20 protein-coding genes are annotated in these 22,706 nt (G+C 61.0%); 14 read left to right on the top strand and 6 right to left on the bottom strand.

What is annotated here, in order from left to right; translation table 11 throughout:
- Nucleotides 1-19 precede the first annotated feature (19 nt).
- The 5 genes from ACIOTN_RS16140 to ACIOTN_RS16120 all read left to right on the top strand — a co-directional run bounded on the left by ACIOTN_RS16140 (nucleotide 20) and on the right by ACIOTN_RS16120 (nucleotide 5,623).
- Nucleotides 20-739 carry a GntR family transcriptional regulator gene (locus ACIOTN_RS16140; RefSeq protein WP_105657328.1) on the top strand — a complete coding sequence of 240 codons (720 nt, stop codon included), beginning with the start codon at nucleotides 20-22 and terminating at the stop codon, nucleotides 737-739.
- 133 nt (nucleotides 740-872) lie between these two features.
- Complete coding sequence (locus ACIOTN_RS16135) at nucleotides 873-2,018, top strand: CaiB/BaiF CoA transferase family protein (RefSeq protein WP_402735712.1); 1,146 nt, start codon at nucleotides 873-875, stop codon at nucleotides 2,016-2,018.
- Between the two features lie 27 nt (nucleotides 2,019-2,045).
- A complete protein-coding gene (locus ACIOTN_RS16130) occupies nucleotides 2,046-3,224 on the top strand; it encodes an acyl-CoA dehydrogenase family protein (RefSeq protein WP_402735711.1) in 1,179 nt (392 codons plus the stop codon).
- 35 nt (nucleotides 3,225-3,259) lie between these two features.
- Complete coding sequence (locus ACIOTN_RS16125; RefSeq protein ID WP_402735710.1) at nucleotides 3,260-4,717, top strand: aldehyde dehydrogenase family protein; 1,458 nt, start codon at nucleotides 3,260-3,262, stop codon at nucleotides 4,715-4,717.
- Between the two features lie 36 nt (nucleotides 4,718-4,753).
- A complete protein-coding gene (locus ACIOTN_RS16120) occupies nucleotides 4,754-5,623 on the top strand; it encodes a 3-hydroxyacyl-CoA dehydrogenase family protein (RefSeq protein WP_402735709.1) in 870 nt (289 codons plus the stop codon).
- Between the two features lie 72 nt (nucleotides 5,624-5,695).
- Here the strand turns inward: ACIOTN_RS16120 and ACIOTN_RS16115 are convergent, their stop codons facing one another.
- Entirely contained in the window at nucleotides 5,696-6,130 is a 435-nt protein-coding gene (locus ACIOTN_RS16115; RefSeq protein ID WP_105657333.1) for a pyridoxamine 5'-phosphate oxidase family protein, read from the bottom strand.
- 96 nt (nucleotides 6,131-6,226) lie between these two features.
- On the opposite strand from ACIOTN_RS16115, the gene ACIOTN_RS16110 reads away from it, so the two are divergent.
- From ACIOTN_RS16110 to ACIOTN_RS16100, 3 genes are all read left to right on the top strand, one after another.
- A complete protein-coding gene (locus ACIOTN_RS16110) occupies nucleotides 6,227-7,312 on the top strand; it encodes an App1 family protein (protein WP_105661617.1) in 1,086 nt (361 codons plus the stop codon).
- Nucleotides 7,313-7,314: 2 nt separating this feature from the next.
- Nucleotides 7,315-7,782 carry a thioesterase family protein gene (locus ACIOTN_RS16105; protein ID WP_105661618.1) on the top strand — a complete coding sequence of 156 codons (468 nt, stop codon included), beginning with the start codon at nucleotides 7,315-7,317 and terminating at the stop codon, nucleotides 7,780-7,782.
- 63 nt (nucleotides 7,783-7,845) lie between these two features.
- Nucleotides 7,846-8,700 carry a siderophore-interacting protein gene (locus ACIOTN_RS16100; protein ID WP_402735708.1) on the top strand — a complete coding sequence of 285 codons (855 nt, stop codon included), beginning with the start codon at nucleotides 7,846-7,848 and terminating at the stop codon, nucleotides 8,698-8,700.
- Between the two features lie 326 nt (nucleotides 8,701-9,026).
- Here ACIOTN_RS16100 and ACIOTN_RS16095 read toward each other — a convergent pair whose 3' ends face one another.
- Both ACIOTN_RS16095 and ACIOTN_RS16090 read right to left on the bottom strand, forming a co-directional pair.
- Nucleotides 9,027-9,872, bottom strand: coding sequence for a DNA-3-methyladenine glycosylase (locus ACIOTN_RS16095; RefSeq protein WP_133833208.1), 846 nt, complete (start codon nucleotides 9,870-9,872; stop codon nucleotides 9,027-9,029).
- A 4-nt stretch (nucleotides 9,873-9,876) separates the two neighbouring features.
- Complete coding sequence (locus tag ACIOTN_RS16090) at nucleotides 9,877-10,470, bottom strand: DNA-3-methyladenine glycosylase I (RefSeq protein ID WP_105657338.1); 594 nt, start codon at nucleotides 10,468-10,470, stop codon at nucleotides 9,877-9,879.
- A gap of 81 nt (nucleotides 10,471-10,551) precedes the next feature.
- Here ACIOTN_RS16090 and ACIOTN_RS16085 point away from each other — a divergent pair, with 81 nt between their 5' ends.
- From ACIOTN_RS16085 to ACIOTN_RS16065, 5 genes are all read left to right on the top strand, one after another.
- Complete coding sequence (locus ACIOTN_RS16085) at nucleotides 10,552-10,923, top strand: helix-turn-helix transcriptional regulator (RefSeq protein ID WP_105657339.1); 372 nt, start codon at nucleotides 10,552-10,554, stop codon at nucleotides 10,921-10,923.
- Between the two features lie 2 nt (nucleotides 10,924-10,925).
- Nucleotides 10,926-11,852 (top strand): cation diffusion facilitator family transporter, encoded by a 927-nt coding sequence (locus tag ACIOTN_RS16080; protein ID WP_105661620.1) that lies wholly within the window; start codon nucleotides 10,926-10,928, stop codon nucleotides 11,850-11,852.
- 122 nt (nucleotides 11,853-11,974) lie between these two features.
- On the top strand, nucleotides 11,975-12,724 hold the full coding sequence (locus ACIOTN_RS16075; protein ID WP_105657341.1) for an ABC transporter ATP-binding protein: 750 nt from the start codon (nucleotides 11,975-11,977) through the stop codon (nucleotides 12,722-12,724).
- 3 nt (nucleotides 12,725-12,727) lie between these two features.
- Entirely contained in the window at nucleotides 12,728-15,223 is a 2,496-nt protein-coding gene (locus ACIOTN_RS16070; protein WP_402735707.1) for an ABC transporter permease, read from the top strand.
- A 94-nt stretch (nucleotides 15,224-15,317) separates the two neighbouring features.
- Entirely contained in the window at nucleotides 15,318-15,662 is a 345-nt protein-coding gene (locus tag ACIOTN_RS16065) for a DUF6176 family protein (RefSeq protein WP_402735706.1), read from the top strand.
- 73 nt (nucleotides 15,663-15,735) lie between these two features.
- Here ACIOTN_RS16065 and ACIOTN_RS16060 read toward each other — a convergent pair whose 3' ends face one another.
- The 3 genes from ACIOTN_RS16060 to ACIOTN_RS16050 are packed head-to-tail and all read right to left on the bottom strand — an operon-like array spanning nucleotide 15,736 to nucleotide 21,209.
- A complete protein-coding gene (locus ACIOTN_RS16060) occupies nucleotides 15,736-19,062 on the bottom strand; it encodes an ATP-binding protein (protein WP_402735705.1) in 3,327 nt (1,108 codons plus the stop codon).
- Nucleotides 19,063-19,065: 3 nt separating this feature from the next.
- Entirely contained in the window at nucleotides 19,066-19,752 is a 687-nt protein-coding gene (locus ACIOTN_RS16055; RefSeq protein ID WP_402735704.1) for a DUF4194 domain-containing protein, read from the bottom strand.
- Nucleotides 19,749-21,209 (bottom strand): DUF3375 domain-containing protein, encoded by a 1,461-nt coding sequence (locus tag ACIOTN_RS16050; RefSeq protein ID WP_402735703.1) that lies wholly within the window; start codon nucleotides 21,207-21,209, stop codon nucleotides 19,749-19,751. The genes ACIOTN_RS16055 and ACIOTN_RS16050 overlap by 4 nt, the downstream gene beginning before the upstream one ends.
- Nucleotides 21,210-21,436: 227 nt before the next feature.
- Between ACIOTN_RS16050 and ACIOTN_RS16045 the strand changes: the two genes are divergently transcribed.
- Nucleotides 21,437-22,693 carry a polysaccharide deacetylase gene (locus ACIOTN_RS16045; protein WP_402735702.1) on the top strand — a complete coding sequence of 419 codons (1,257 nt, stop codon included), beginning with the start codon at nucleotides 21,437-21,439 and terminating at the stop codon, nucleotides 22,691-22,693.
- Nucleotides 22,694-22,706 lie beyond the last annotated feature (13 nt).

Below are 22,706 nucleotides of genomic sequence, written 5' to 3'. Positions count from 1 at the left end.
TCAGGATAAGCTTCAGACCATGAGTAGCATGCAACCGATTAAGCCGAAGGTATCTCTTACCGAGCAGGTGACCACGATGATCCGTGCCGCCATAGTTGCCGGTGAGATGGCTCCGGGGGAGCACTACTCGGCCATTGGCATCTCGGAAAAGCTCGGCGTCTCGCGAACTCCGGTGCGCGAGGCCTTGCAGCTGCTGGAAAAAGAGGGAATCGTTACCGTGGCGAAAAACCGCGGGGTGCGCGTCAACCAGATTTCATTGGAGGACATTGTCGAAGTCTTCCAGCTGCGTTTGGCTATCGAGCCTCCAGCTGCCGCACGTGGCGTGCGGAACGCGACCGAGGCTGATATCAACCAGCTGAAGTCGTTGCACCAGCGAATGCTCGCAATCGGCGAAACCGGTGATGGCCGGGCGACGCTGGAAGCGGACAAGGAATTCCACCTGTGCCTTCTGGGGCTGGCCGGAAATGCGAAACTCGACAGCGTGGTGGGGGAGCTGCGCAACCTTGTCCTGGCCCACGGGCAGACCACCGTGCCCTTCGCCCGCTCCAGCCAGGACCTGGCCGGGGACCGCGAGGAGATCATGGAGGCGATTCTGGCTAAAGACCCCGACGCCGCCGCGCTGGCCGTTCGGGGCCACGTCATGCGCACCGCGCAGATGCTGATCCGCTCGGTGTGTTCGCGGACCCCGGGACTGGACGCAGAACCGTTCCTGGAGCGGCTGGACGCCTTGATTTCCTAGGGCATTCCGCGCCCCCTGCAGACCCGAGCAGCGAAACATCCTGAAAATCCTTGCCAAGGGTGATCCGGGCAACATAGAGTTGCATGCAACATGTAACTAAGCAATTCTGTGCGGATTGAAGGTGTGGAAGCAAATGAGCCAACCGCTTGAAGGGGTCAAGGTCATCGACCTCTCGCGCATCTTGGCCGGGCCGCTGTGCTCCATGACCCTGGCCGACTTCGGGGCCGAAGTTCTCAAGGTGGAGAACGCTGCTGGCGATGAGACCCGCAGCTGGAAGCCTCCGGTCAATGCCCAAGGCATCAGCACCTACTACTGGTCGGTGAACCGCAACAAGCAGGCAGTAGTCGCCGACTTCGCGGACGCGACCCAGTTGCAGGCCCTGCGCGGATTGATCCGCGACGCTGACGTGCTGGTGGAGAATTTCCGCCCCGGCGTCCTGGCCAAATTCGGGCTGGACTACGAGAGCCTGCACGAGCTGAACCCGGCACTGGTCTATTGCTCCATCTCGGGCTTCGGCGAAAAGCAGGGTGCAACCTTGCCCGGCTTCGACCTGCTGGTGCAGGCAGTGGGCGGACTGATGAGCATCACTGGAGAACCAGACGGGCCTCCGAGCAAGGCCGGCGTTGCCCTGGTGGACGTATTGGCGGCGCAGAATGCAGTTGCCGGCATCCTGCTGGCCATGCGCGAACGCGATGCCAGCGGTATCGGCCAGCGGGTGACCGTCAACTTGCTCGGCTCGCTGCTGGCCGGACTGACCAACCAGTCCAGCAGCACGCTGGCTACCGGAAAATCCCCGGCACGCATGGGCAACGCGCACCCGAGCATTGCCCCCTATGAAACCTTCGCGGCCAACGACGGCGTGGTGGCCATCGCCGTGGGCAATGACCGCCAGTTCGCTGCCTTGGCCAAGCACCTTGGCCAGCCGAACCTAGCCCAGGATCCGCGCTTCAGCAGCAATAGCGCACGGGTGGCCCACCGCGAAGAACTCAAGGCAATCATCGAAGCGGCCACCGCCTCAGCCACTGCCGCGCACTGGGCGAATGCGCTGATGTCCGCGGGAGTGCCCGCCGGAAAGGTCAACTCCATTGCCGAGGCCATCGACTTCGCCAAGGAACTTGGCCTGGATCCCGTCGCGCTGATCACCGATCCGGACACCGGGGAAGCGACCGAGCAGATCGCCAGCCCCATCGGGCTCTCGCGCACCGGCGCCCAATATCGCACCATCCCGCCGGCCCACGGGGAGCACCAAGCGCTTCTGGGCACCCTGGCAAATAGCTAATCGCAAGAACTTTCAAGGAGACTTAATATGAGCACCGCAGAACGCCTTCTGGATCCGGCCGACCTGATCAATTTCGATTCGCTGCTCTCGGCGGAGGAACTGGCCCTGCGCGATACCGTGCGCGGTTTCGTCAACGAGAACATCAAGCCGAATATCGCCAAGTGGTACAACGACGCAGTCTTCCCGCTGGAGATCGTTCCGGAGATGGCCAAGCTGGGCCTGCTGGGCATGCACCTGGAAGGCTACGGTTGCGCCGGCCGCTCGGCCGTGGAATACGGCATTGCCGGCGCCGAGCTGGAAGCCGGCGATTCGGGGCTGCGCACCTTCGTTTCGGTCCAGGGATCGTTGGCCATGAGCGCCATCTACAAGTACGGCTCCGAGGAGCAGAAGCAGCAATGGCTGCCCAAGATGGCCGCCGGCGAAGCCATTGGCTGCTTTGGCCTGACCGAACCAACGGCAGGTTCCGACCCGTCGAGCATGAAGACCTTCGCCCGCCGCGACGGCGATGACTGGGTGATCAACGGTTCCAAGCGCTGGATCGGGCTGGCCAATGTGGCGCAAGTGGCGGTGATCTGGGCACAGACCGATGAGGGCATCCGCGGCTTCGTCGTGCCGACCAGCACCCCGGGCTTCACCGCCACCCCGATCGAGCAGAAGCTGTCCATGCGCGCCTCCATCCAGTGCGAAATCGATCTGGTCGATGTGCGCCTGCCTGGTTCGGCGGTATTGCCGAATGCCAAGGGCCTGAAGGGGCCGTTCTCCTGCCTGAACGAAGCCCGCTACGGCATCCTGTGGGGTTCCATGGGGGCCGCCCGCGATTCATTCGAGGTGGCATTGGCCTACTCGCAGGAACGCCTGCAGTTCGACAAGCCGCTGGCCGGATACCAGATGACCCAGCAGAAGCTGGTGGACATGGCCCTGGAAATCAACAAGGGCTTCCTGCTGGCCCTGCACATCGGCCGGTTGAAGGATGCCGGGAATTTGGACCTGCACATGATCTCGGTGGGGAAGCTGAACAACTGCCGTGAAGCCATCGCGATCTGCCGCGAAGCACGCACCATCCTGGGAGGCAACGGCATCACGCTGGATTACTCGCCATTGCGCCACGCCAACAACCTGGAATCGGTGCGCACCTACGAGGGCACCGACGAGGTGCACACGCTGATCCTGGGCAACAAGCTCACCGGCGTGCCGGCCTTCCGCTAAGCCGCGAAGCCAAGGAAGACGGGAGAACCAAGCAAATGAACCTTTCCACAACACTTGCCACCCTGGAGCACTGCATCAATGGCGCATGGGTGCCTGGCGAAGGCCGCCGCATCGATTCGAAGGCGGCCGCCGACGAATCCATCGTGCTCGCGGAGGGCACCGCGGCCAGCGTGGACCAGGTGGACGCCGCTTTCGGCGCCGCCCACCGGGCCAAGAAATCCTGGGCGTCCACTCCGATGGCCGCCCGCGGGGCGATTCTGGCCAAGGCCGCCGGATACCTGAAGGAGCATGCGGAGGACTTCGGAGCGGAACTGGCCGCCGAAGAGGGCAAGACCAGAGCCGAGGGAATCGGCGAGGTGCTGCGGGCCGCACAGATCCTGGTCTACTATTCCGGCGAAGCGGAGCGCGCTGCCGGCACCGTTTTCCAATCCCCGCGTGCCGGGGAACAGATTCTGGTTACCCACAAGCCGCTGGGGGTGATCGGGGTGATCACCCCGTTCAACTTCCCGATCGGGATTCCGGCTTGGAAGATCGCCCCGGCGCTGGTTTTCGGCAATACGGTGGTGTTCAAGCCGGCCAGCCTGGTGCCGTTGCTGGCCATGCGCTTTGTGCAGGCCCTGGAGCACGGAGGGCTGCCCGCTGGTGTACTGAACCTGGTCATCGGCCCGGGCGCGCTGGGTGATGCCTTCATCGCCAATGAGCATTTGGACGGGCTGACTTTCACCGGTTCCACCGGAGTCGGGCGCAAACTCTGCGCGGCAGGTGCGGCCCGGGGGATTCCGGTGCAGGCCGAAATGGGCGGCAAGAATGCTTCGGTAGTGCTGGCCGACGCAGACCTGGACCTGGCCAGCGAGCAGGTGCTTTTCGGGGCCTTCCGCTCCACCGGCCAGAAGTGCACGGCCACCAGCCGGCTGATTCTCGATGAGTCCATCGCCGACGCATTCTTGGCCAAGCTCGCCGAAAGGCTGGAGCAGTGGGTGACCGGGGACCCGCTGGACCCGTCAGTGCATATGGGCCCGCTGGTGGATGCCAAAGCGGCGAACTCGGCGGCTCAGGGGATCGACCGGTCGCTGGCACAGGGTGCAACACTGCGCTATCGCGGGCTGGCCCCGGATACCGGCAGCTTCCTGGCACCAACCATTCTGGAACTTCCGGAGGGGGAAGCCGGGCGAGCCAACTGCGCCTGGCAGGAAGAATTCTTCGCGCCCATCGTGTCGGTCCGCCGAGTCAACGGGTGGAAGGAAGCTTTCGAGGCTGCAGAAGACTCGGAATACGGTTTGAGCCTGGCATTGTTCACTTCGAATCTTGCGCTGGCCCTGGAGGCGCAACAAACTCTCGACGTGGGTATTCTGCATGTAAATTCGGAGTCAGCCGGAGCTGACCCGCACGTGCCTTTTGGCGGTGCGAAAGCTTCGGGCTACGGACCGAAGGAACAGGGGGCAGCAGCTCGCGAGTTCTACACGCACACCACGACGACCTACCTGCGCGGCTAAAAGGCGCAGGCCAGGACTCCAGAGAAAGAATGGTCAATGAAGATTGAACGTATTTTGGTGATCGGTGCCGGCACCATGGGCCGCCAGATCGCGATGAGCTGCGCGCTGGGCGGCTACGTCACCGTGCTGCAGGATATCTCTGCCGACGCGTTGGGCGCAGCACGCACCGAGCTGGAGTCCTGGGCTGCCGGCCGCGTGGCCAAAGGCAAACTCGACCAGCCCACGGCAGCTGCGGCGCTGGGGCGCTTGAGCCAGAACACCGACTTGAACCAGGCTGCTTCCGCAGCCGACTTGGTGATCGAGGCTGCTGTGGAGCGCCTGGACATCAAGGAGCAGATCTTCGCCCAACTGGGCGAGCATGCACCGGCCCACGCCATCCTGGCGACGAACTCCTCGACGCTGCCCTCCTCGAAGCTGGCCCAGGCCAGCGGCCGTCCAGCGCAGGTGTGCAATATGCACTTCTTCAACCCTGCATTGGTCATGAAGTGCGTTGAAATAGTCCGCCATGGGCAGACCAGCGATGCCACGATTCAGGCTGTTACCGAGGTAGCCAACCAGCTGGGGAAGAACCCGGTGCTGGTGAACAAGGAGATTCCGGGTTTCATTGCCAACCGCATGATGGGTGCGATCAACGCCGAGGCGCTGAACCTGGCTCACCAGGGAATCGCCAGCATCGAGGATATCGATACCACCGCGAAGACCGCTTTGGGCCACCCCATGGGTCCGTTCGAGCTGATGGACATGGTGGGCCTTGATGTTATCGATTTCATCGCCCAGGCGACCTACGCCGAGACCGGTGACGAGGCCGACCAGCCGCACCCGATGATCACCGAAAAGGTGGCTGCGGGCAAGCTCGGACGCAAGAGCGGAGAAGGGTTCTACCCTTATTCCCAGGCATCGGCTTAAAGCTGGAAACGCCGCTGCCAGCCCGATGGCCATTGGGCGGGAGGCGGCGTTTGCCGTGCAGATCGGAGAGAACTATTCAGCGACCTCTGGTTGCTCGCCAAGCTCGAAGTGGCGCCCGGAGACCGAATCAATGTTGACCCGAATCCAGAAATCCTTCTGGGTGGGGATCCAGGGAGTGACGCCGCTTTCGCGGGCCTCCTTGATATCGGCCTCATGCTCCAATACTTCGGCGCTGCCGTGCACGACAACGGACCAAGCTTCATCGGAAAGGATGCCGTCGACCTCGAAAGCGATCTTTTCATTGATCGCCATGGCCGCAAGCTTATTACCGGGCGAGGTGCGCAAGAACAGCTTCCCGTTGTGCACCGCGTAGTTCACCGGAACAATATCGATCAACCCTGCAACCGAAGTTGCTACGCGTCCGTGGGAGCTGTGCGAGAGCAGCTGCCACGATTGGTCCTCATCCAATACCAGGACCGGACTATTGAGCTCGTGTTCGAATTTCATAGCACCAGTTTTCTACTCTTTGTAGAAAAAGGCAAGGGCTCAAGACACAAGTTGTCGTTTTCCCGTGCTTGGCGGTCGACATGAAAGACTGGGGCTATGAGTCATATTTCGGCTGATGGCGATGCCCGGCATGTAGCTTCGCGAATGGAAGACGGAGTGCATCGTTGGCGTGCACGGCGCGCCCTGGCCAACGGCCACCAAGCGGTAATCCTTCCCTATGTGGGATATGGCTCTACCGGACCGAGCGGCGGCTGGATTCGCGTCTTCGCCCGCGTTGTCCTGGCCAAGCCCGGCGCCTTTGAAGACGGGCAGCACCAAGCCCAGGTCATTGCCGATGGCATTCGCGGTTTCCGCAATTTCATTTCCCCGATCCTTCCCGGCGGCAAGGTCAGCATTGACGTTGGCGACCAGCGCTTCGAGGTCCAGGCTGACCGTGGCGGCGTGATTGATGTGAAGCTGGTAGTCGACCTGCCCGCGGGCTGGAATGAGATCCGGCTTCATGCCCACAACGGCGATGCCGCGCAGGCGAAGATTCTCGTTATCGACCAGGCGCAGAAGTTCGGGGTGATCAGCGACGTGGATGACACCGTCGTGGTCACCGCACTGCCGCGCCCCATGCTGGCGGCGTGGAACTCCTTTGTGCTCTCCGAGCATGCCCGCGTGGCGACCCCCGGGATGGCGGTAATGCTCCAGAAGGTGCTGCTCGAGCATCCAGGAGCTCCGACCATCTACCTTTCCACCGGCGCATGGAATGTCGCGCAGACCCTGCAGCGCTTCATCTCGCGCAACCTGTACCCGAAGGGGCCGTTGCTGCTCACCGACTGGGGGCCAACAGACCGTTCCTGGTTCCGCAGCGGAATGCAGCACAAGGTTGACCAGCTGCGCCGCCTGGCCGAAGAATTCCCGCACATTTCATGGGTGCTCATCGGCGATGACGGCCAGCATGATCCGGCCATTTATGCGGAGTTCGCGCGCCGCTACCCCGAATTGGTCAGGGCTATTGTGATCCGCCAGCTGACCCCTTCGGAAGCGGTGCTAGCCGGCGGACGTTCGCATGAGCTGCGCCGAACCACCCCCGGGGTGCGTTGGGTCTACGAGCCGGACGGAGCCCGGATCCTTCGGGAGCTGGCCAAGTTGGGGATCGTGGGCAATGACGGCGCAAACCTGCTGAAGGAAGATTAGCCATGGAAGAAAGCATTCTGCGGGTGCAGGTCCCTATGCGCTGGGGCGACATGGATGCTTACGGCCATGTCAATAATGTCAATCTGATCCGGTTAATGGAAGAAGCGCGAATCGCCGGCTTTGGCGTGCCCGGTGGCACCGGCGCGCCAGGCTCGCAGCCGCAGGCCGATATCTTCTCTGCAGTGCCTGCCGGAACCCAGATCCTCGTTGTCGAGCATCGGGTGCGGTATTCCCGCCCGTTGGAATACCGCAACGTGCCGGTCAATGTCGATCTCTGGGTTGCCAATGTCAAGCCTGCCAGCTTTGATATCTGCTACGAGTTCCGTGACCCGGTGGAGGACTATTTGTGCGTCAAGGCCTCCACTACGTTGGCTTATTTCGACCCGGTGTCCTCGCGGGTGCAGCGTTTGAGCCCCGGAGAACGCGCGGCGCTCAGTGCATATGAAGGTCCTCCGACCTTCCCGAAGTAACCACTTGCGCTCCCGTCAATTAGGATTGATCTATCTACCCTTATTAAGACAGGAAGTGATTTTGTGTCCCAGCCGGCTGGTGATCGCCCGCAAACTGGAGGCCGACCTGCGCGCCCCCAGGTCCTCCTGCAGGTCCTCAAGCGCGAGAATATCGCACCTCATCTGGTGCGGCTCACCCTTGGCGGTCCAGGCATCTGCGATTTCGCAGACAAGCCGGTGACCGACCGCTACGTGAAATTCCTGTTCGCGAAGCCGGAACTGGGCCTTGAATTGCCTTATGACATGGAAGCGCTGCGTGAGTGGCTGGCTCCCGAGGATCTGCCGGTTCGCCGTACCTATACCGTGCGCCGCAGCGATATGCAGGCGGGAACCATCGAGGTCGATTTCGTGGTCCATGGCGATGAGGGCCTAGCAGGTCCTTGGGCGCGTGACGCGCAGATCGGCTCATCGATCTGCTTCTCGGGCCCGGGCGGAATGTTTGTCCCCAAGGATGAATTCGATTTCCACTTCTTCGCCGGAGATGAAACTGCCATTCCCGCCATTGCGGCCTCCTTGGAGTCCATGGCCCCGCAGATGCGGGGCCTGGTGGTCATCGAAGTTGCCGACGAGGCTGACGAAATGCAATTGCAGGCGCCGGCTGGCGTGGAGATTCGCTGGATTCACCGCGGTGCCGAATTCTCCCCTGAAACCACGATCCTGGAGTCCGTGGTCCGGGGGATTCCATGGCCCGAGGGCCGGGTGCAGGTCTTTGCCCACGGTGAGCGCGAAGTCATGAAGAAGCTGCGCGCATACTTCTATGACGAGCATGGCGTGGACCGCCGCGACATGTCGCTATCTGCCTACTGGGCCTTTGGCCGTGCAGAAGATGCATTCCAGGCCGAGAAGCGTACGGAAGTTGGCAAGATCTTCGCCGACTAGTCTTTTGGCGCGGACAAAATCGAGCAAGTTAGAGCGACCTAAGAAATAAATCGAAAAATTACGCAAACAGGGCTTGACGTTATTACTGGTTCTTAGGATATGCTTATTCCAGAGCTTCTCCCGTGTGTGGTCGGGAGAAGCGTCAAGCTTGACCGATATTTATCGGCTAGTTCGCTGCTTGCCGGGGCTGCTCACCTCGAAGCAGCGAGCGGCGTAGCCGGCTTGAATAAGGGGAATGGAGAATCGGCTGACTTGCTCAGTCGGCCGATTCGTCGAAAAGGGAGCTTATCAGGATTGCACACCTTGATAAGCTCCCTTTCTCGTTGCTACAGCTTGGCGGCGTCGAAGGACCACAGCAGCAACGTGGCCAGGTAGCCCGCACCCTTCGGTGGAGGCGCCACAGTGACGCCGCGATCATGAAGCTTGCTCATGGCTCGGCGAACTACTAGATCCGACTCCAGGAAGATCTCTGGATCCCGCAAACCCCGCAGGGCAAGGTAATTGCGCGTCCATGGCCCCACGCCGCGCAGCCCTTGGAGCTGCTCCAGGAATGCCGGCACGTCTCCGAGCAGGAACTTTCCACTGTGCTCGAACCATTCGGCTACCGCGTGCAGCGCCGTTGCCCGCGGCAACGGGCAGCGAATGATTGCACGCAATTCCCCAGGCGTGCAGGCGGCCGTTGAGGCCGCTGTGGGGAAAGCCCGAAGGCCCGAGCCATGCTGCTGGCCCAATGCGCCGACGTAGCGCCCGCCGAGGGTCCGTGCCGCCGCCAAGGACACCTGCTGTCCAATGATCGTGGTGGCCAGGGCCTCGAAAATATCCGGGTAGCTGATGAGCCGCAAGGAGGGGTAAGCCATCGCGAGCGGCTGGTAGCAAGGAAGGGCCTGGAGCGCTTCATAAGCAGCTGTGGTGTCTTGCTGCAGTCCAAGCCAATGGTTGATGATCTCCGTGAGGCGCGCAATGGATTCAGCCGGGGCGTCGTGGGTGAGCGATACGCCTGCAGGATCCAGGCTCAATGAAACTTCAACCAGGTTCCCGTCCAGCTGCAGGACGCGGTGCAGCTGGGCCGCAGCGGCATCCAGCCGCTCCTGGGCAGGCAGCGAATGCAATTCCAGGACTGCCAGTGCGTGGCCGACGTCCAGAATTCCCGTTGCCGGTAGGCGCAGTTCCATGACCTCAGGCCCAAATGCCGGAAGTGCCGCGGCGGTGCGATCCGACCAGATGGGTATCGACCATGCCGATGGCTTCCATCAACGCGTACATGGTGGTCGGGCCCACGAACTTGAAACCCCGCTTCTTCAGCGCCTTGGCCAGTTCCTTGGACTCGGGGCTTTGCGTGGGTACTTCAGTGAAATTACGCGGAGCCGGGGTCTGTTCCGGCTTGAAGGACCACACGAAATCCGAGAGGCCGCCCTCTTCGCGCAGCATCAGGGTCGCTTCTGCGTTGGCGATCGTTGCGCGGATCTTGAGCCTATTGCGCACGATCCCGGCGTCTTCCATCAGGCGATTGAAATCGTCCTCGGTAAACAACGCGACCTTCTCGGGATTGAAGTGCTCGAAAGCGCGGCGGAACGACTCGCGCTTGGAAAGGATGATGGCCCAGGACAGGCCTGACTGGAAGCACTCAAGGCTCAGCCGCTCGAAAAGTCCCTCTTCGGAGGTGATCGGCATGCCCCATTCGGCGTCGTAGTACGTGCGGAGCATGTCATTCGAGGCGGCCCAGCGAGGGCGCGCCAATCCGTCTTCGCCAACGATGAGATCTTCAGTCATATTTTCATCTTGCCATCCATCGCGATGCGCAGTTGGCCATGCAACGTTCCGTTTCGCGGCAAAGTCACCTATCATCGTTATATGGCGATAATAGAGTCAGATATCGATGCATCGGAAATCCGCAGCGGCAAGCTCCAGTTCGCTGCGCTCTTCCACGCGCTCGCTGACCCGGCACGGCTGCTGATCCTGGACCATCTGCGCACCGGGGAGCATAAGGTCAGGGAACTGACCGAGCATTTGGGGCTTGCCCAAAGCACGGTCAGCGCGCATCTGTCCTGCCTGAAGGACACCGGCCTGGTGCACGTCCGAAGCCAGGGCCGGGCCAGCATCTACTCGCTGGGCCAGGGTGAAGCACTTGACGCATTGACCGCTGCCGCCTCGGCGCTTCTGCCGCAAGAGGCATCCCATCACCATTGGGAAGAAGCGCACAGCATGGATCCGAAGAAAGGCTGAACTTGGGACACGATCACTCTCACGGGCACTCCCATGATCATTCCGGAGCAAACCGAACCCGCCTGGCCTGGGCCTTCGCCATCACCGCTACAATCCTCGTCGCCGAGGTTGTTGGCGCTATCGTCACCAACTCGCTGGCCTTGCTGGTCGACGCAGCGCATATGCTGACCGATACCCTGGGGCTATTGCTGGCTCTGACCGCTGCCAACCTGATCATGCGCAAGCCAACGACCAAGCGCACCTGGGGATTCCGCCGCGCAGAAGTCCTCTCCGCCACCTTCCAATCGGCATTGCTGCTGGCTGTGGGCATCTATGCGGCCATCGACGCCGTGCGGCGGCTCTTCACCCCTGCAGAAGTCCAACCGGAGGGACTGCTGGCCTTCGGCATCATCGGCCTATTGGGCAACGTCATCTCCATGTGGATCATTTCCGCCGGGCGCAATAGCAACCTGAATATGCGTGCGGCTTTCCTGGAAGTAGTCAACGACGCCTTGGGCTCGGTTGCCGTTATCATCGCCGCGCTGGTTATCACCTACACCGGATGGATGCGCGCCGACTCCGTGGCAGCCCTGGTGATCAGCGCCCTGATCGTTCCCCGGGCCATGAAACTGCTGGGGGAAACCACCCACATCCTGCTCGAATCCACGCCTAGGGGCCTGGACCTGCTCGGGGTCAAAGCGCATTTGGAGGCATTGCCCGGGGTGATTGCGGTGCACGATCTGCACGCCAGCCAGATTGCCTCCAACCTTCCGGTGCTCACCGCCCATGTGGTGGTCGAGGACTCGATGTTCTCCGCTGGGGTAGCCGGTGGGCTGCTGCGGGATTTGCAGCAGTGCGTGGCAGATCATTTCACCGTGAGCGTTGAGCACTCGACCTTCCAGATTGAGCCGGCATCGCACCAGGAAACCGAACGCGAACATGGCTGCTAATCGGTAACCTGCGGGGGCAGAGCGTCCACGAATTTGCTCATACCTTGGTATGACGCACCCCCGGAAAACTAGGTCCTGATGGTGGATGCGGGTTTGGCTAGGCGCTTTGTAGTATTTCTAATATGACTTCTGAGACTCTGCCAAAAACCGAAAATGCGGTCGCTGCCCGCGGCTTGACCAAGACCTACGGGCATGACAGCACCCGGGTTGAGGCCCTTCGCGACGTAAACGTTTCCTTCGAACGATCCCGCTTCACCGCCATCATGGGCCCATCGGGCTCCGGAAAATCCACGCTGATGCACTGCCTGGCTGGACTTGATACCGCCGACTCCGGCGAAATCATCATCGGCGGCAAGAACCTGCTGGAGCTGAGCGATGACCAGCTGACCGAGATGCGCCGCGAGCAGATCGGCTTTGTCTTCCAGTCTTTCAACCTCGTGCCAACCATCACCGCCAAGGACAACATCCTGCTGCCATTGTCGCTGGCCGGCAAGAAGCACGATCGCGACTGGTTCAACACCGTCATCCAGGCGCTCGGCCTGGGCGACCGCCTGAACCACAAGCCGCATGAACTTTCCGGCGGCCAGCAGCAACGTGTCGCTGTAGCCCGAGCACTGCTCACCCGGCCGGAAGTGGTCTTCGGCGATGAGCCAACCGGCAACCTCGATTCGCGTACCGGCGCCGAAGTGCTGTCCTTGATGCGCACGTCCACCCGTGAAATGGGCCAGACCATCATCATGGTCACCCACGACCCGGTGGCCGCGTCCTATGCAGACAATGTCTTGCTGATGAAGGACGGCACAATTGTCGGATCCATCCAGGAGCCAACCGTGGCTACCGTAACCGAGGCCCTGGCCTCCTTGGCGGAGTAAGCAATGCTGCACGTAGCACTTTCGAATATCAAGACCTATGCACGTCGATATATCGCCGTCATCCTGGCTGTGGCCATCGGCACCGCCTTTCTTGCCGCAACGCTTTCGGTGAACTCATCCACCCAGGCGACACTGAAGAACTCGCTCGGAGACGCCTACAAGAACGCCGATCTGGTGGCCTACCCCGATTGGGACCTGGTTCCCGGCGCCGAGGAGTTGACCGAGCTGAGCCTCAAGGACATCGCAGATGTCCGGAACCTGCCTGAAGTTTCCACCGCCTATGGCCTGGCCTACGCCGACGGCCTGCTGCGCACGGCGGACAACAGCTACGGCGTGTCCGCACAGCCAGTAGATCCCGACCAGGGGCTGGGTGGCATGGAATTGATTGAGGGCCGGGCGCCCCAAGGTTCCAACGAAATCATTATCGATGCTTCCCACGCCAAGGAAATGGGCGTGTCCATCGGGGACGTCGTGGCTCTGGAAAATGGCGCGATCTCGCCGGCGAACTACAACATCGTGGGCATCCAGCGCTCGACCACCAACCCGCGGACCTCGGCCTACGCCTTGGCCGGCATGAGCGAGAAAGCGTGGCAGCACTTTTCCGGCGGGCAAGCCCTGATCACCGAAATCGTGGTCAATGGCGACGGCTCCGACGAGTCATTGAAGGCAGAGCTGGAGAAGCTGTTTGCCGGCAAGAAGATGGCTGACATGGCGGTGGTGACCGCCGATGAGAAGGTCTTGAACGAAGTCGCCCAGTTCACCGGAGGCACCGACCAACTCAGCGTGATCCTGCTGGTCTTCGCACTGATTGCACTGGTGGTCACCGGTCTGGTTGTGGTCAATACCTTTGCCGTAGTCATTGCCCAGCGCACCCGCGAACTGGCACTGCTGCGCATCCTGGGCGCCAAGCGCAAGCAGATTCGTAGCTCGGTGCTCATCGAAGCACTGCTCATTGGCATTCTTGCCTCGATTCTCGGTGTCTTGCTCGCCGTCGCACTGATGGCGGGCCTGATCCAGCTGCTGCACGTGATGGTGCCGGAGATGTCCTATGCGGCGTTGGCCCTGACCCCGCAGGGATTGGCCATCCCAATTCTCGTCGGCGTGCTGATGACTGTGGTCGCAGCGAGCCTGCCGGCTCGACGGGCGATGAAACTCGCACCGCTGGCGGCCTTGCGCCCCTTCGACGCTGCCAGCGTGAAGAACCGTGCCGGCAAAGCCCGGATCATCTTCGGATCGCTGTTCGTGGTGGCCGGCGCCAGCTTGCTGGCCTACGGCGCGATCCAGGGGGATCTGGTAGTCGCCTTCCTGGGCGGCCTGGTTTCCTTCCCGGGGATCCTGATGCTGGCTTCGCTGTTCGTGCCGAGCAGCGTTTCCGGGATCGGCAAGGCCGTGGCTGGCAAATCGACGGCGGGAAAGCTCGCGGCCCTGAACGCCGTGCGCAACCCGGGCCGAACCACCGCGACGGCAACGGCACTGCTGATCGGCGTGACCTTGGTGTCCATGATCATGGTCGGCGGCCAGACCGCCAAGGCCAGCTTGAACAACGCTGTGGCCGCAGAATTCCCGGTCGACATGATGGTCTCCTTCTATGACCGCCAAGTTTCAGGCGCCGAGACCAAGAGCATGCTTGAGCAAATCAATGGCGTGGACGGGATTACCGCCAGCTCCAGCTTCACCTCCGGATATGCGGATGTGGACATGGGAACCGATGAAATGTTCAACGCCGAGGTCATGTCCGTTGATCCCACGAGCTTCGCTGACGTTGCACTGGATCCGAATATCGTGCCGGCAGATGGCGAAATCGTCTATGTGCTGGGTAGTCCCGAAAACCCGACGGTGGAAGTTGGCGGGCAAACGCTGGCAGTGAAGAATTCCGAGGCCATGCTCTCAGGAAATATCGTCACCGAGCAGACTTTCAGCAAGCTGGAAATCGATGAAGCCAATCAGTACTCGGGGATCCTGATCAAGGTGGATTCCGACGTCAATGCAGCGGGCGTCAACGAACTGGTCACCAAGGTTTCTGCCATCACCGGCGTTGAATCATCAATGATCAATGGCGGTGTGGTGATGAAGTCGATGTTCTCCCAGATCATTGACGTGCTGCTGATGATTGTCTCTGCGTTGCTGGCAGTGGCGGTGCTGATCGCCCTGATCGGCGTAGCCAACACGCTCAGCCTCTCGATCCTGGAACGCACCCGGGAGAATTCCCTGCTTCGTGCCCTGGGCCTGAAGAAGAAGCAGCTGCGCGGCATGCTGGCGACCGAAGCGGTACTGATTGGCGGCGTCGCAGCCCTGCTCGGCTTGGTGCTGGGTGTGGCCTACGGCCTGCTTGGAGCCCGCTCGGCACTCGCGTCCATGGGAACGATGACCTACGAGATCCCATGGTGGCAGCTCGCACTGGTCCTGCTGATCAGCATCGTGGCAGCGCTCTTGGCATCGGTGACTCCGGGCCGCCGCGCCGCAAAGTTGTCGCCGGTTGAAGGATTGGCCGTCGAATAGCCGGTAGCCAGCCAAAGACAGTGGTCCTGAAAGCCAAGGCTTTCAGGACCACTGTCTTTTCCGCAGGTGCGGCTCAAGCCCATAGGCTGTAGACATGAAAATTGAACTCACTCGATTCCGAGTTCTGCCAGGCAAATCAGCGCTAGCTAATGAATGGCTGGAATTCCTGAACAGCAATATGCCCGCGGTGCTTGAAACCCTGGAAGGCGAAAAGATGTACGTGGAGACGATCTTCAGCGAAACCCTGGATGGTGTCGTCTACCTCTACTGGTACAGCATCCAAGGCGAGGGCGGTGCCGCGGTGCAGGACTCTGCACATGAAATCGACAAGGTGCACCTCAGGTATTGGAAGCAGTGCATCGATCCAGGCTTCGCACCCCAAGAGCTGTCCCCGCGGGTGGTCATGATCCCTGAACGCGTGCAGCGCAGCATGGTCTAGAGGCGAAGCACCAGGGCACGAGGTCCAGAACTCGCTATGGCGAATTCTGGACCTCGTGCCTTGTTCTGGATGTTCAGCTGCGCAGGGTAATCGTCGTGGCCATGGCCGGGGAACGGCCGGTGGTCACGAAGCCTGAGATATTGGAGCCAGGGTGCTTGATGATATCCGTGATGGATCCCAGATGGCGGCTCAAATCGATCTTGTCCTCGGGGGCCGCGAGCACCAGATGGAAACCGAACTCCTGCAACGCGCGTATGCCTGCCGCTGCATATTCGGAGTTGGCTTGAATGAACGCCTCGTCGATCATCACCGTGCCGTAGGAAGTGAACCCGGCTGAAGCGAAGCCCAGCTGGTAGGCCAGGGCAGCACCCATGATGAAGGATGTGAAGCGCTGGCCTTCGCCGCCGGAGAGCGTCCCGGGTTCCAAGCCGGTCTCAATCTCCCCATTGGGCTTGTGCTCATTGCAGCTGATCATCACATGCTGGCGGACATCGAGCACGGTCGAACGCCATGAAGCCATCGCCGGGTCGCTGAGTGCGGTAACCAGTGCCTCCAGCGCTTGGTAGGAGCTGGCCAAGGTGGATTCGTCCTTGGTGGTGTAAGCCTCCTGCAATGCGTCCTTCAGGTCCTTGCGGAAGGTACCGGCCTCAACTGGAATCGCATTTACTGCTTCCAGGCGAAGGACCGACCCATGCTCGAAAGTCACCTCTGCCAGAATCTGGTTCAGCGGCTTGATGCGTTCGGAGATCATCCGGCGCTCTTCATCCAGCAACTGCAAGAGGTCGCTGAAGCGTTCATAGGAACGGTTCGCGAAGTATTCGCGGAACTGCGCCTCATGGTGCGGCAGGCCGTCGGCCACGATCTGATCGTGCAGCTGCGCGTAGTGCTCAGCTGCTTCAGCGGTGGTGCCATGGGTTTGCGCGTGCGAGTTGCCGAATTCACGGGCAAAACGACGGAAGGTTTCGCTCAGCGCGCCACCGATTTCCTGGCGCTGCGACTGCAAGGAGTTGACCTGGCTGCCCAACTGGAGCTTGACCTCGGCAAAGGCTTCGCTGATTTGTTCACTGGCAGGGCAGTCGCCTGCAAGCACTTGCTGGAGAACCGGGCCAAGCAGCTGATGCTGGCGCAGCGCGGACGGGATGCTCTGCTCCCATCCGGTCCCCAAGTCATCGCTGGTGGACAGGATCTGCTGTGCACGCTGCACCTGCAAGCCAAGATCTGCAATGCGTGAACGAACCAGTGCGAGGTCCCCGACCAGGGTTTCTGCCTCGGCCTTCGCCGTTTCGATTTGCTGGCGAACCCGGGAGGAATCCCCGGACAATGCCAAGGCATCGCCGAGCTTCTGCTCGCTGCGGCGCAACGCTTCCAGTGCCTCGGACGCGTCGAACTGGCCAAAAGTCCGCTCATCGGCAATGAGGGCCTGCAAGAGCTGGGTTTTGGCCACGATCTTGTTCTTCGCCGCACTGCGTTCATCGGCAGCCTGGTGGGCCTGGACGATTTTCTCATCCAACCGTGCCGCCTTGGACTGCAACTCGGCAATCTTCGACTCGTTGGTGAAGCCCAGCAGGTACTCGGAAGCAGGCAACGTGCGGGTATCGCGCTCGAAGCTTCCGGTTCCTGATTTGATGGTGCCGGCCGGGGTTATCGCCTTGGGGTGCACATGCATGGCTGCATCGTTCTCAACACAGGCCAATGGGTAGTCGGCGGTGATCTTTGCCTTCAGCCAGGTTCCGGCTTCGCCGGGCGCGAAGTCCAGCTTGGCCACCAGGTCTGCCGGGCCAGCTTCAGCGGTGCGCGGCGGCTGGGAAATGTCGCTCCACCGCACGCGGCCCAAGCCGTCGAGTTGATCAATGGCGTGGGTGACTTGGGTGAGCAGCTCCCCGGGAACCAGCAGGGTGCGGGCCAAGGAGTGCAAGGCCTTTTCAGCGGCCAAACGCCAGGTACCGGCATCGGCCGAGACATCCATGAGCTCGCCAGCGAAGGGAAGCTGTTCTTCCTTGAGCGAGCAGGCCGAAGCGATGGCACGGCGGGCGGCTATCGAACGGTCATCGATATTGCTGGCCCGGCGCTGGTAGGAGCGGATCTGGTCAGCCAACGTTTCTGCGCGCTTGCGCAGGTTGACCAAGGTGGCCATGGCCTCGTACTCAACGGTCTGGGCATCATGCGTAATCGAGCTGAGCTGCTGCAAGGTACGTGCCGCGTTGGCTCGCAGCTCATCCAGGCCGGTGGCTGAGAATTCGAAGGCCAAGCCAGCATCCGAGGCCTGCTGCTGCAGGGTCCGGATGATGTTCTCCTTCTCGCTCAATGCCTTGCGAGCCACATCGGCTTCCCGCTCCAGCAGCATCAGGGAAGCAGAGCCCGCAGAGTCGTGGGCAGCCTCCAGCGACGCCAGCTGGTCATCGAGCTTTTCCTTGCGCTGCCGCAGCTCGGCCTCTTCGGCCTTGAGCTTGGCTAGCTCCGTTTCGTGGGAGTTCAGGTCATTGCGCAGCACCAGCTGGCGGACCTGGGTTTCCAGGGTGTGCACGTCGCTTTCCAGCAATTGCCGGGCGGTGGCGATCTGTCCAGCCAAGGAACGGTAGGCCTGATCCTGCTCCGGCACCTGCGCGAGCACGTCACGCTGGGCGCGGGCGGTATCCAGCTGGCGGTAGATGCCACGCAAATGGGCAAAGTCTTCCACTGCTGCGGACGCGGCCTTCAACGTGGCTGGTTCTTCCAGCACTTCGTGGCGGAAGAACTGGTTGACGCCCTTGGCCAGGCCCTTGCCATTTTGCAAGGTGCGCAACAGGGCAAAGGCCTTGTCGCTTTCGACGCCTAAACGGCGGCGCAATCGCTCAATGAAAGCCTTGTGGGTATCGAATGCCTCGCTCGGTGCCAGGGCCTTGGACAGCGAGGACACGGTAAAGCGGCGCGGGCCGTGGTTTTCCAGCTCCGCAATATTGACCTTGCCCTCGCACAACAGATAGTGCTTGGAGACCTGTCCTTCCAGGCCGGCATCGGGCAGATCGAAGACCGCGCCGGCTGTAACGGTGTTGCCCATGCCATCGTCGTAGCTGAGCACGATGGCGCTCCACGTCGCGCCGGGGCGCTGGTAGACAGTGCCGGCGCTGGTTTTGAACTTGCGCCCGCGCATGTAGGAGAACGTGGTGCGGCGGTCCTCGCGGGTGGCCGCGTCATTGGCCGATTCGTTCAGGCGGGGCGTTGCAAAGAAGACGTGGCCCATCGCATCGAACAAGGTGGATTTGCCCACGCCTGGATGGCCGGTGACCAAGGTGCCGGCGCGGTCCACGGCCAGATCATGCAAGCCGTGGAAGGTTCCCCAGTTAACTATTTGAACCCGGATCAGACGATGCTGTCCTGGGTTGAGAGCCCCGCCCAGCGGGAGAGTCATTTCAATGCTCATCGGTTACTCCTGCACCAACTCGGGGGTCTGCTCTGCGAGGTCATCAGTTTCTTCGGCTCCCAGGCTGAAAGCTGGATCATTAGCGTCGATTGCCGCGATGTAGCGTGGTATGTCCTGGATATTGGTGATCGGCAGCGCCATCGCCAGGGCCGGGGAAATGCGGAACTCGTTCTCCAGCTCGGTGCCGGTCAGCAGGCGCAGAGCCTGCAGACGGGTTACCGCAGCATCGCAGGATTCGGCAAAGCGCTTGTCATCCCGGTCGGAGGTCTGGCGGTGCTCGGCCAGGATCTCGTGCATGCCCGCACGCGAAATCACGGCATCGCTGCCGCTGCCCGAATGCTGTTCGAGCAACAGCCGCAGCCGCAGGGCGAGCAGGGTTTCATCACGCTTCAGCGGACGGCGCGGAGCAATAGGGGAAGTGTGGACCTGTTCAATCTGGACGGGGGCAAGCATGGCGATCTTGCGGTCCATGTCCAGCTGCAGTGCCAAGAAGATCTCGGAGAAGTAATCGCTGATGCTCTGCTGCTGGTCCAGCAGCAGTTGCCAAGCCGAGGCATCGATGGACCCATCAAGGTACGGGCCGCGCAACAACCGGACCAGCAGCTGGCGCAGCGGCAGCGGGAACTTCCCGGTGTCGCCCTCGAACAATGGTTCGGTGATCGGTGCGGCGTATGAATCGCTCTTGGTCATAGCGGCTCCTTCGTAAAGCTTAACGCGGGCAGGATTGCGGTTCGCATCGAACCATCGAGTTGCTGGAAATGGATGCTGAGCAGATCGCTCTCGTTCAGCGATTCGCCATTGGTGCGCCCGATTTCCACGAGGGCACGAATGGAATTCAAGTGCCGTTGCTCGGCATCCAAGGATTCGAAGACTTCATCCAACCGGATCGAGCCGGAACTGGACTGGCCCAGATGCCGGGTGATCGATGCACGCAGCAATGGCATGTCCGCCTGGGGCGTCGAGGGATGACGCACAATGTCGGCTTCGCTGAATTCTGGCGCTTGAGCCAGCGGAGGCGGAGCCACATGCTCGGATGGGTCGTAGATTCCAAGACCGGAAAGGGTGACGAACTGCGGAGCGAAGAGCTCCATCGGGGCCAAGCCGCTGCGGGGTTTCAGGCTCGTGGATTTGCTGATCGCTAGTTCAGCTTCGCGGACCGCTTGGCGCAATAGCTCGGCCTGCTTGTAGTCCTCGGACTGCACGAATGCGTGCAGGGATTCAGAGAGCTTGCCATAGGAGGCATGGACTTCAGCTGCCTGGCGGCGCAATTCACGCAACAGGTTAGTGAGGATCTGGCGTTCGGGCGTTTCCAGGTCATCTACGAAGTCGCGGTCCAGGACTTCGGCCAATGCGGCGCGGAAACGCTGCTGCGCTTCCGGGGAGTTCAGGAATTCAGTGAATCCGCTGAAGGTTTCGCCTTCGGCAGTGGAACGCAACTGACGGTCAGCTTCAAGAACCTGGCCCACAGCTACGCCCTTGGCTGTGGAGGCATCCAGAATGCCTTCACGCAATGAATGGAGCATATCCTGGACGCCGTCGCGCATGCGTCGGAAATCTGCTGGCAAACTCGATGCCAGATCGAGTACGGAACGTGTTGCCGACAAGGCGGTCGTGCGAGAAAGCACCGCCGGGTCATCCCCGCTGCGCAGCTGGTCGATTTGGGCTTGGCGCAGCGCGATCTGGGATTCGAGGGCACGGATACGTGCTTCGGGATCCGGATCGGTTTCGTGGGCCAGCGATTCCAGGGAAGAAAGCAACGTGTTCAGGCGAGACGAGTTCAAATGCGAATCGTCGGTGGAAAAATCCGCCAGGTAGCGCAGGGTGCGCAGGGTCTGCGCACTGGGTTCATACACGAAGCGCCCATCAATCAGCGGACGAGCCAGAATTCCCTGTTTGACCCATGTTTCGGCGAAATCCTGGGCCGAATACGAGGCGGGAATCTGGTCATCGCTTTTGCGCGCTTGCTTCAGGAAGGAATCCAAGGAGGCATGGAAAAGTTCCAATGCGATCCGTGAACGGTCTGCGGTGAACTCTGCGCGGATGAAGGCCACAGCCCACGGCTGGGCGGTCAGAAGCCGATACGCTGCCGAGCTTTTGAACTGCTGGGACTGAAGCCACAAACTATTCGCGCGGTGCGAGGGCTGCATGTACTTCCTTGATCTTTGGGACGCCTAACCAATCAATTCTAAATCATTGGACTCCTTCCAAAATGTGAGCTCCCTAAAAGCTGAATGTTAGACATCGCTCAAGTTCGGTAATTCATCCTGAAAGGGTGTTGCCTCTAGCGCTACCTGTGTAGGGTCGAAATAACCAGATGACAACTCGTTTTCTTCCGGCCTGGCGGGCACGGTGGAGGTCACGGAGGTCGAAGCCATTGAAGAATCCACGATTGGTGATTTCGCTCGGGTTGGCGCTGGGACTTGCCGGGTGCAGTGCTTCACAGGAGCCGCCAACGCCGGCCCCGGATCCTGCTGCCGTTGAAAAGGCTGAGCAGGAAGAAGCACGAGTGGACGGCGTGAGAGCCGAGATCAACCGGCTAGCTGACGGATACGACTATGACGCGGCGATTAAACTCGCCAAGAAAGACAGCGCCGAACAGCTGAACCAGATGGCCAGCGGCCTAGAGGAAGAGAAAGGGCAGGTTTCAGCTTGGGAAGAGCCGAACAACATACCTCACCTGTTCTTCCACTCGCTGATTGTCGATCCCGGCAGGGCCTTTGACGAAGGCAGCAGTTCGCAGGGGTACGCCGACTACATGGTGACCCAGAAGGAATTTGCAGCCATCCTCGACGAGCTGTATGCGCGTGATTATGTCCTGGTCAACCCGGAAGATTTCGCCTCGCTCGACGGCCAGGGGCAGATGGAGTATCGGGATATCATGCTGCCCCAGGGCAAGAAGCCAGTGGTGCTGTCCATCGATGACCTGAGCTATTACGAATACATGGAAGGTGATGGCTTCGCCAGCAAGCTGGTGCTGGATAAGGACGGCAAGGTCCGCAACGAATACGTCGATGCGGAGGGAAAAACGCAGGTTGGCGCTTTTGACGTGACCACGATGGTCGATGACTTCGTAGCGGAACATCCCGATTTCACGTATCGGGACGCTCGCGGCCTGATCGCAATGACCGGATACAACGGGGCATTCGGCTACCGCACCTCTGCCAGCCAGTATCCCCAGAGCAAGACTCTGGAAGCTGACCAGAAGAAGGCTGCGGAGATCGCAGAAGCGATGAAGAACAGCGGTTGGGTTTTCGCGTCCCATTCGTGGGGGCACATTGCCACTGGGACGGTCAGCATGGATCGGCTCAAGCGGGACACCAAACTGTGGAAAGCCGAAGTGGAACCGATCGTGGGAAGAACCGGGCACTACATCTATCCTTTTGGATCGGATATCGCCCGGACCCAGCGTTACGCGGGGGACCGGTACCAGTTCTTCAAAGACCAGGGGTTCGGTTACTTCTACGGCGTTGACGGTACGACTCGCACATGGATGCAGCAGGGTGATGAGTACCAGCGGCAGATGCGCATCAATGTGGATGGGTTGCAGTTCGCCAAGGAACTGCGCGGTGACCGGCCAGTCCTGGGAAGTTTCTTCAAAGTCGAGGATGTGATTGACCCGGCGCGCGAATGACCGGGCCAATCGA

The sequence above is a fragment of the Glutamicibacter sp. NPDC087661 genome, assembly GCF_044743275.1.
GTDB lineage: Bacteria > Actinomycetota > Actinomycetes > Actinomycetales > Micrococcaceae > Glutamicibacter.
Note: the sequence above shows the minus strand (reverse complement) of the source record. Positions and strands in the feature narration are given on the sequence as shown.

What these genes read in the sequence shown, in the direction of transcription:
- ACIOTN_RS16105 (WP_105661618.1), top strand. Translation starts at nt 7,315, where the DNA reads ATGGAAGAAAGCATTCTGCGGGTGCAGGTCCCTATGCGCTGGGGCGAC.
- ACIOTN_RS16140 (WP_105657328.1), top strand. Translation starts at nt 20, where the DNA reads ATGAGTAGCATGCAACCGATTAAGCCGAAGGTATCTCTTACCGAGCAG.
- ACIOTN_RS16130 (WP_402735711.1), top strand. Translation starts at nt 2,046, where the DNA reads ATGAGCACCGCAGAACGCCTTCTGGATCCGGCCGACCTGATCAATTTC.
- ACIOTN_RS16095 (WP_133833208.1), bottom strand. Translation starts at nt 9,872, where the DNA reads ATGGAACTGCGCCTACCGGCAACGGGAATTCTGGACGTCGGCCACGCA.
- ACIOTN_RS16055 (WP_402735704.1), bottom strand. Translation starts at nt 19,752, where the DNA reads ATGACCAAGAGCGATTCATACGCCGCACCGATCACCGAACCATTGTTC.
- ACIOTN_RS16050 (WP_402735703.1), bottom strand. Translation starts at nt 21,209, where the DNA reads ATGCAGCCCTCGCACCGCGCGAATAGTTTGTGGCTTCAGTCCCAGCAG.
- ACIOTN_RS16125 (WP_402735710.1), top strand. Translation starts at nt 3,260, where the DNA reads ATGAACCTTTCCACAACACTTGCCACCCTGGAGCACTGCATCAATGGC.
- ACIOTN_RS16065 (WP_402735706.1), top strand. Translation starts at nt 15,318, where the DNA reads ATGAAAATTGAACTCACTCGATTCCGAGTTCTGCCAGGCAAATCAGCG.
- ACIOTN_RS16090 (WP_105657338.1), bottom strand. Translation starts at nt 10,470, where the DNA reads ATGACTGAAGATCTCATCGTTGGCGAAGACGGATTGGCGCGCCCTCGC.
- ACIOTN_RS16070 (WP_402735707.1), top strand. Translation starts at nt 12,728, where the DNA reads ATGCTGCACGTAGCACTTTCGAATATCAAGACCTATGCACGTCGATAT.
- ACIOTN_RS16110 (WP_105661617.1), top strand. Translation starts at nt 6,227, where the DNA reads ATGAGTCATATTTCGGCTGATGGCGATGCCCGGCATGTAGCTTCGCGA.
- ACIOTN_RS16115 (WP_105657333.1), bottom strand. Translation starts at nt 6,130, where the DNA reads ATGAAATTCGAACACGAGCTCAATAGTCCGGTCCTGGTATTGGATGAG.
- ACIOTN_RS16060 (WP_402735705.1), bottom strand. Translation starts at nt 19,062, where the DNA reads ATGAGCATTGAAATGACTCTCCCGCTGGGCGGGGCTCTCAACCCAGGA.
- ACIOTN_RS16120 (WP_402735709.1), top strand. Translation starts at nt 4,754, where the DNA reads ATGAAGATTGAACGTATTTTGGTGATCGGTGCCGGCACCATGGGCCGC.
- ACIOTN_RS16075 (WP_105657341.1), top strand. Translation starts at nt 11,975, where the DNA reads ATGACTTCTGAGACTCTGCCAAAAACCGAAAATGCGGTCGCTGCCCGC.
- ACIOTN_RS16135 (WP_402735712.1), top strand. Translation starts at nt 873, where the DNA reads ATGAGCCAACCGCTTGAAGGGGTCAAGGTCATCGACCTCTCGCGCATC.
- ACIOTN_RS16085 (WP_105657339.1), top strand. Translation starts at nt 10,552, where the DNA reads ATGGCGATAATAGAGTCAGATATCGATGCATCGGAAATCCGCAGCGGC.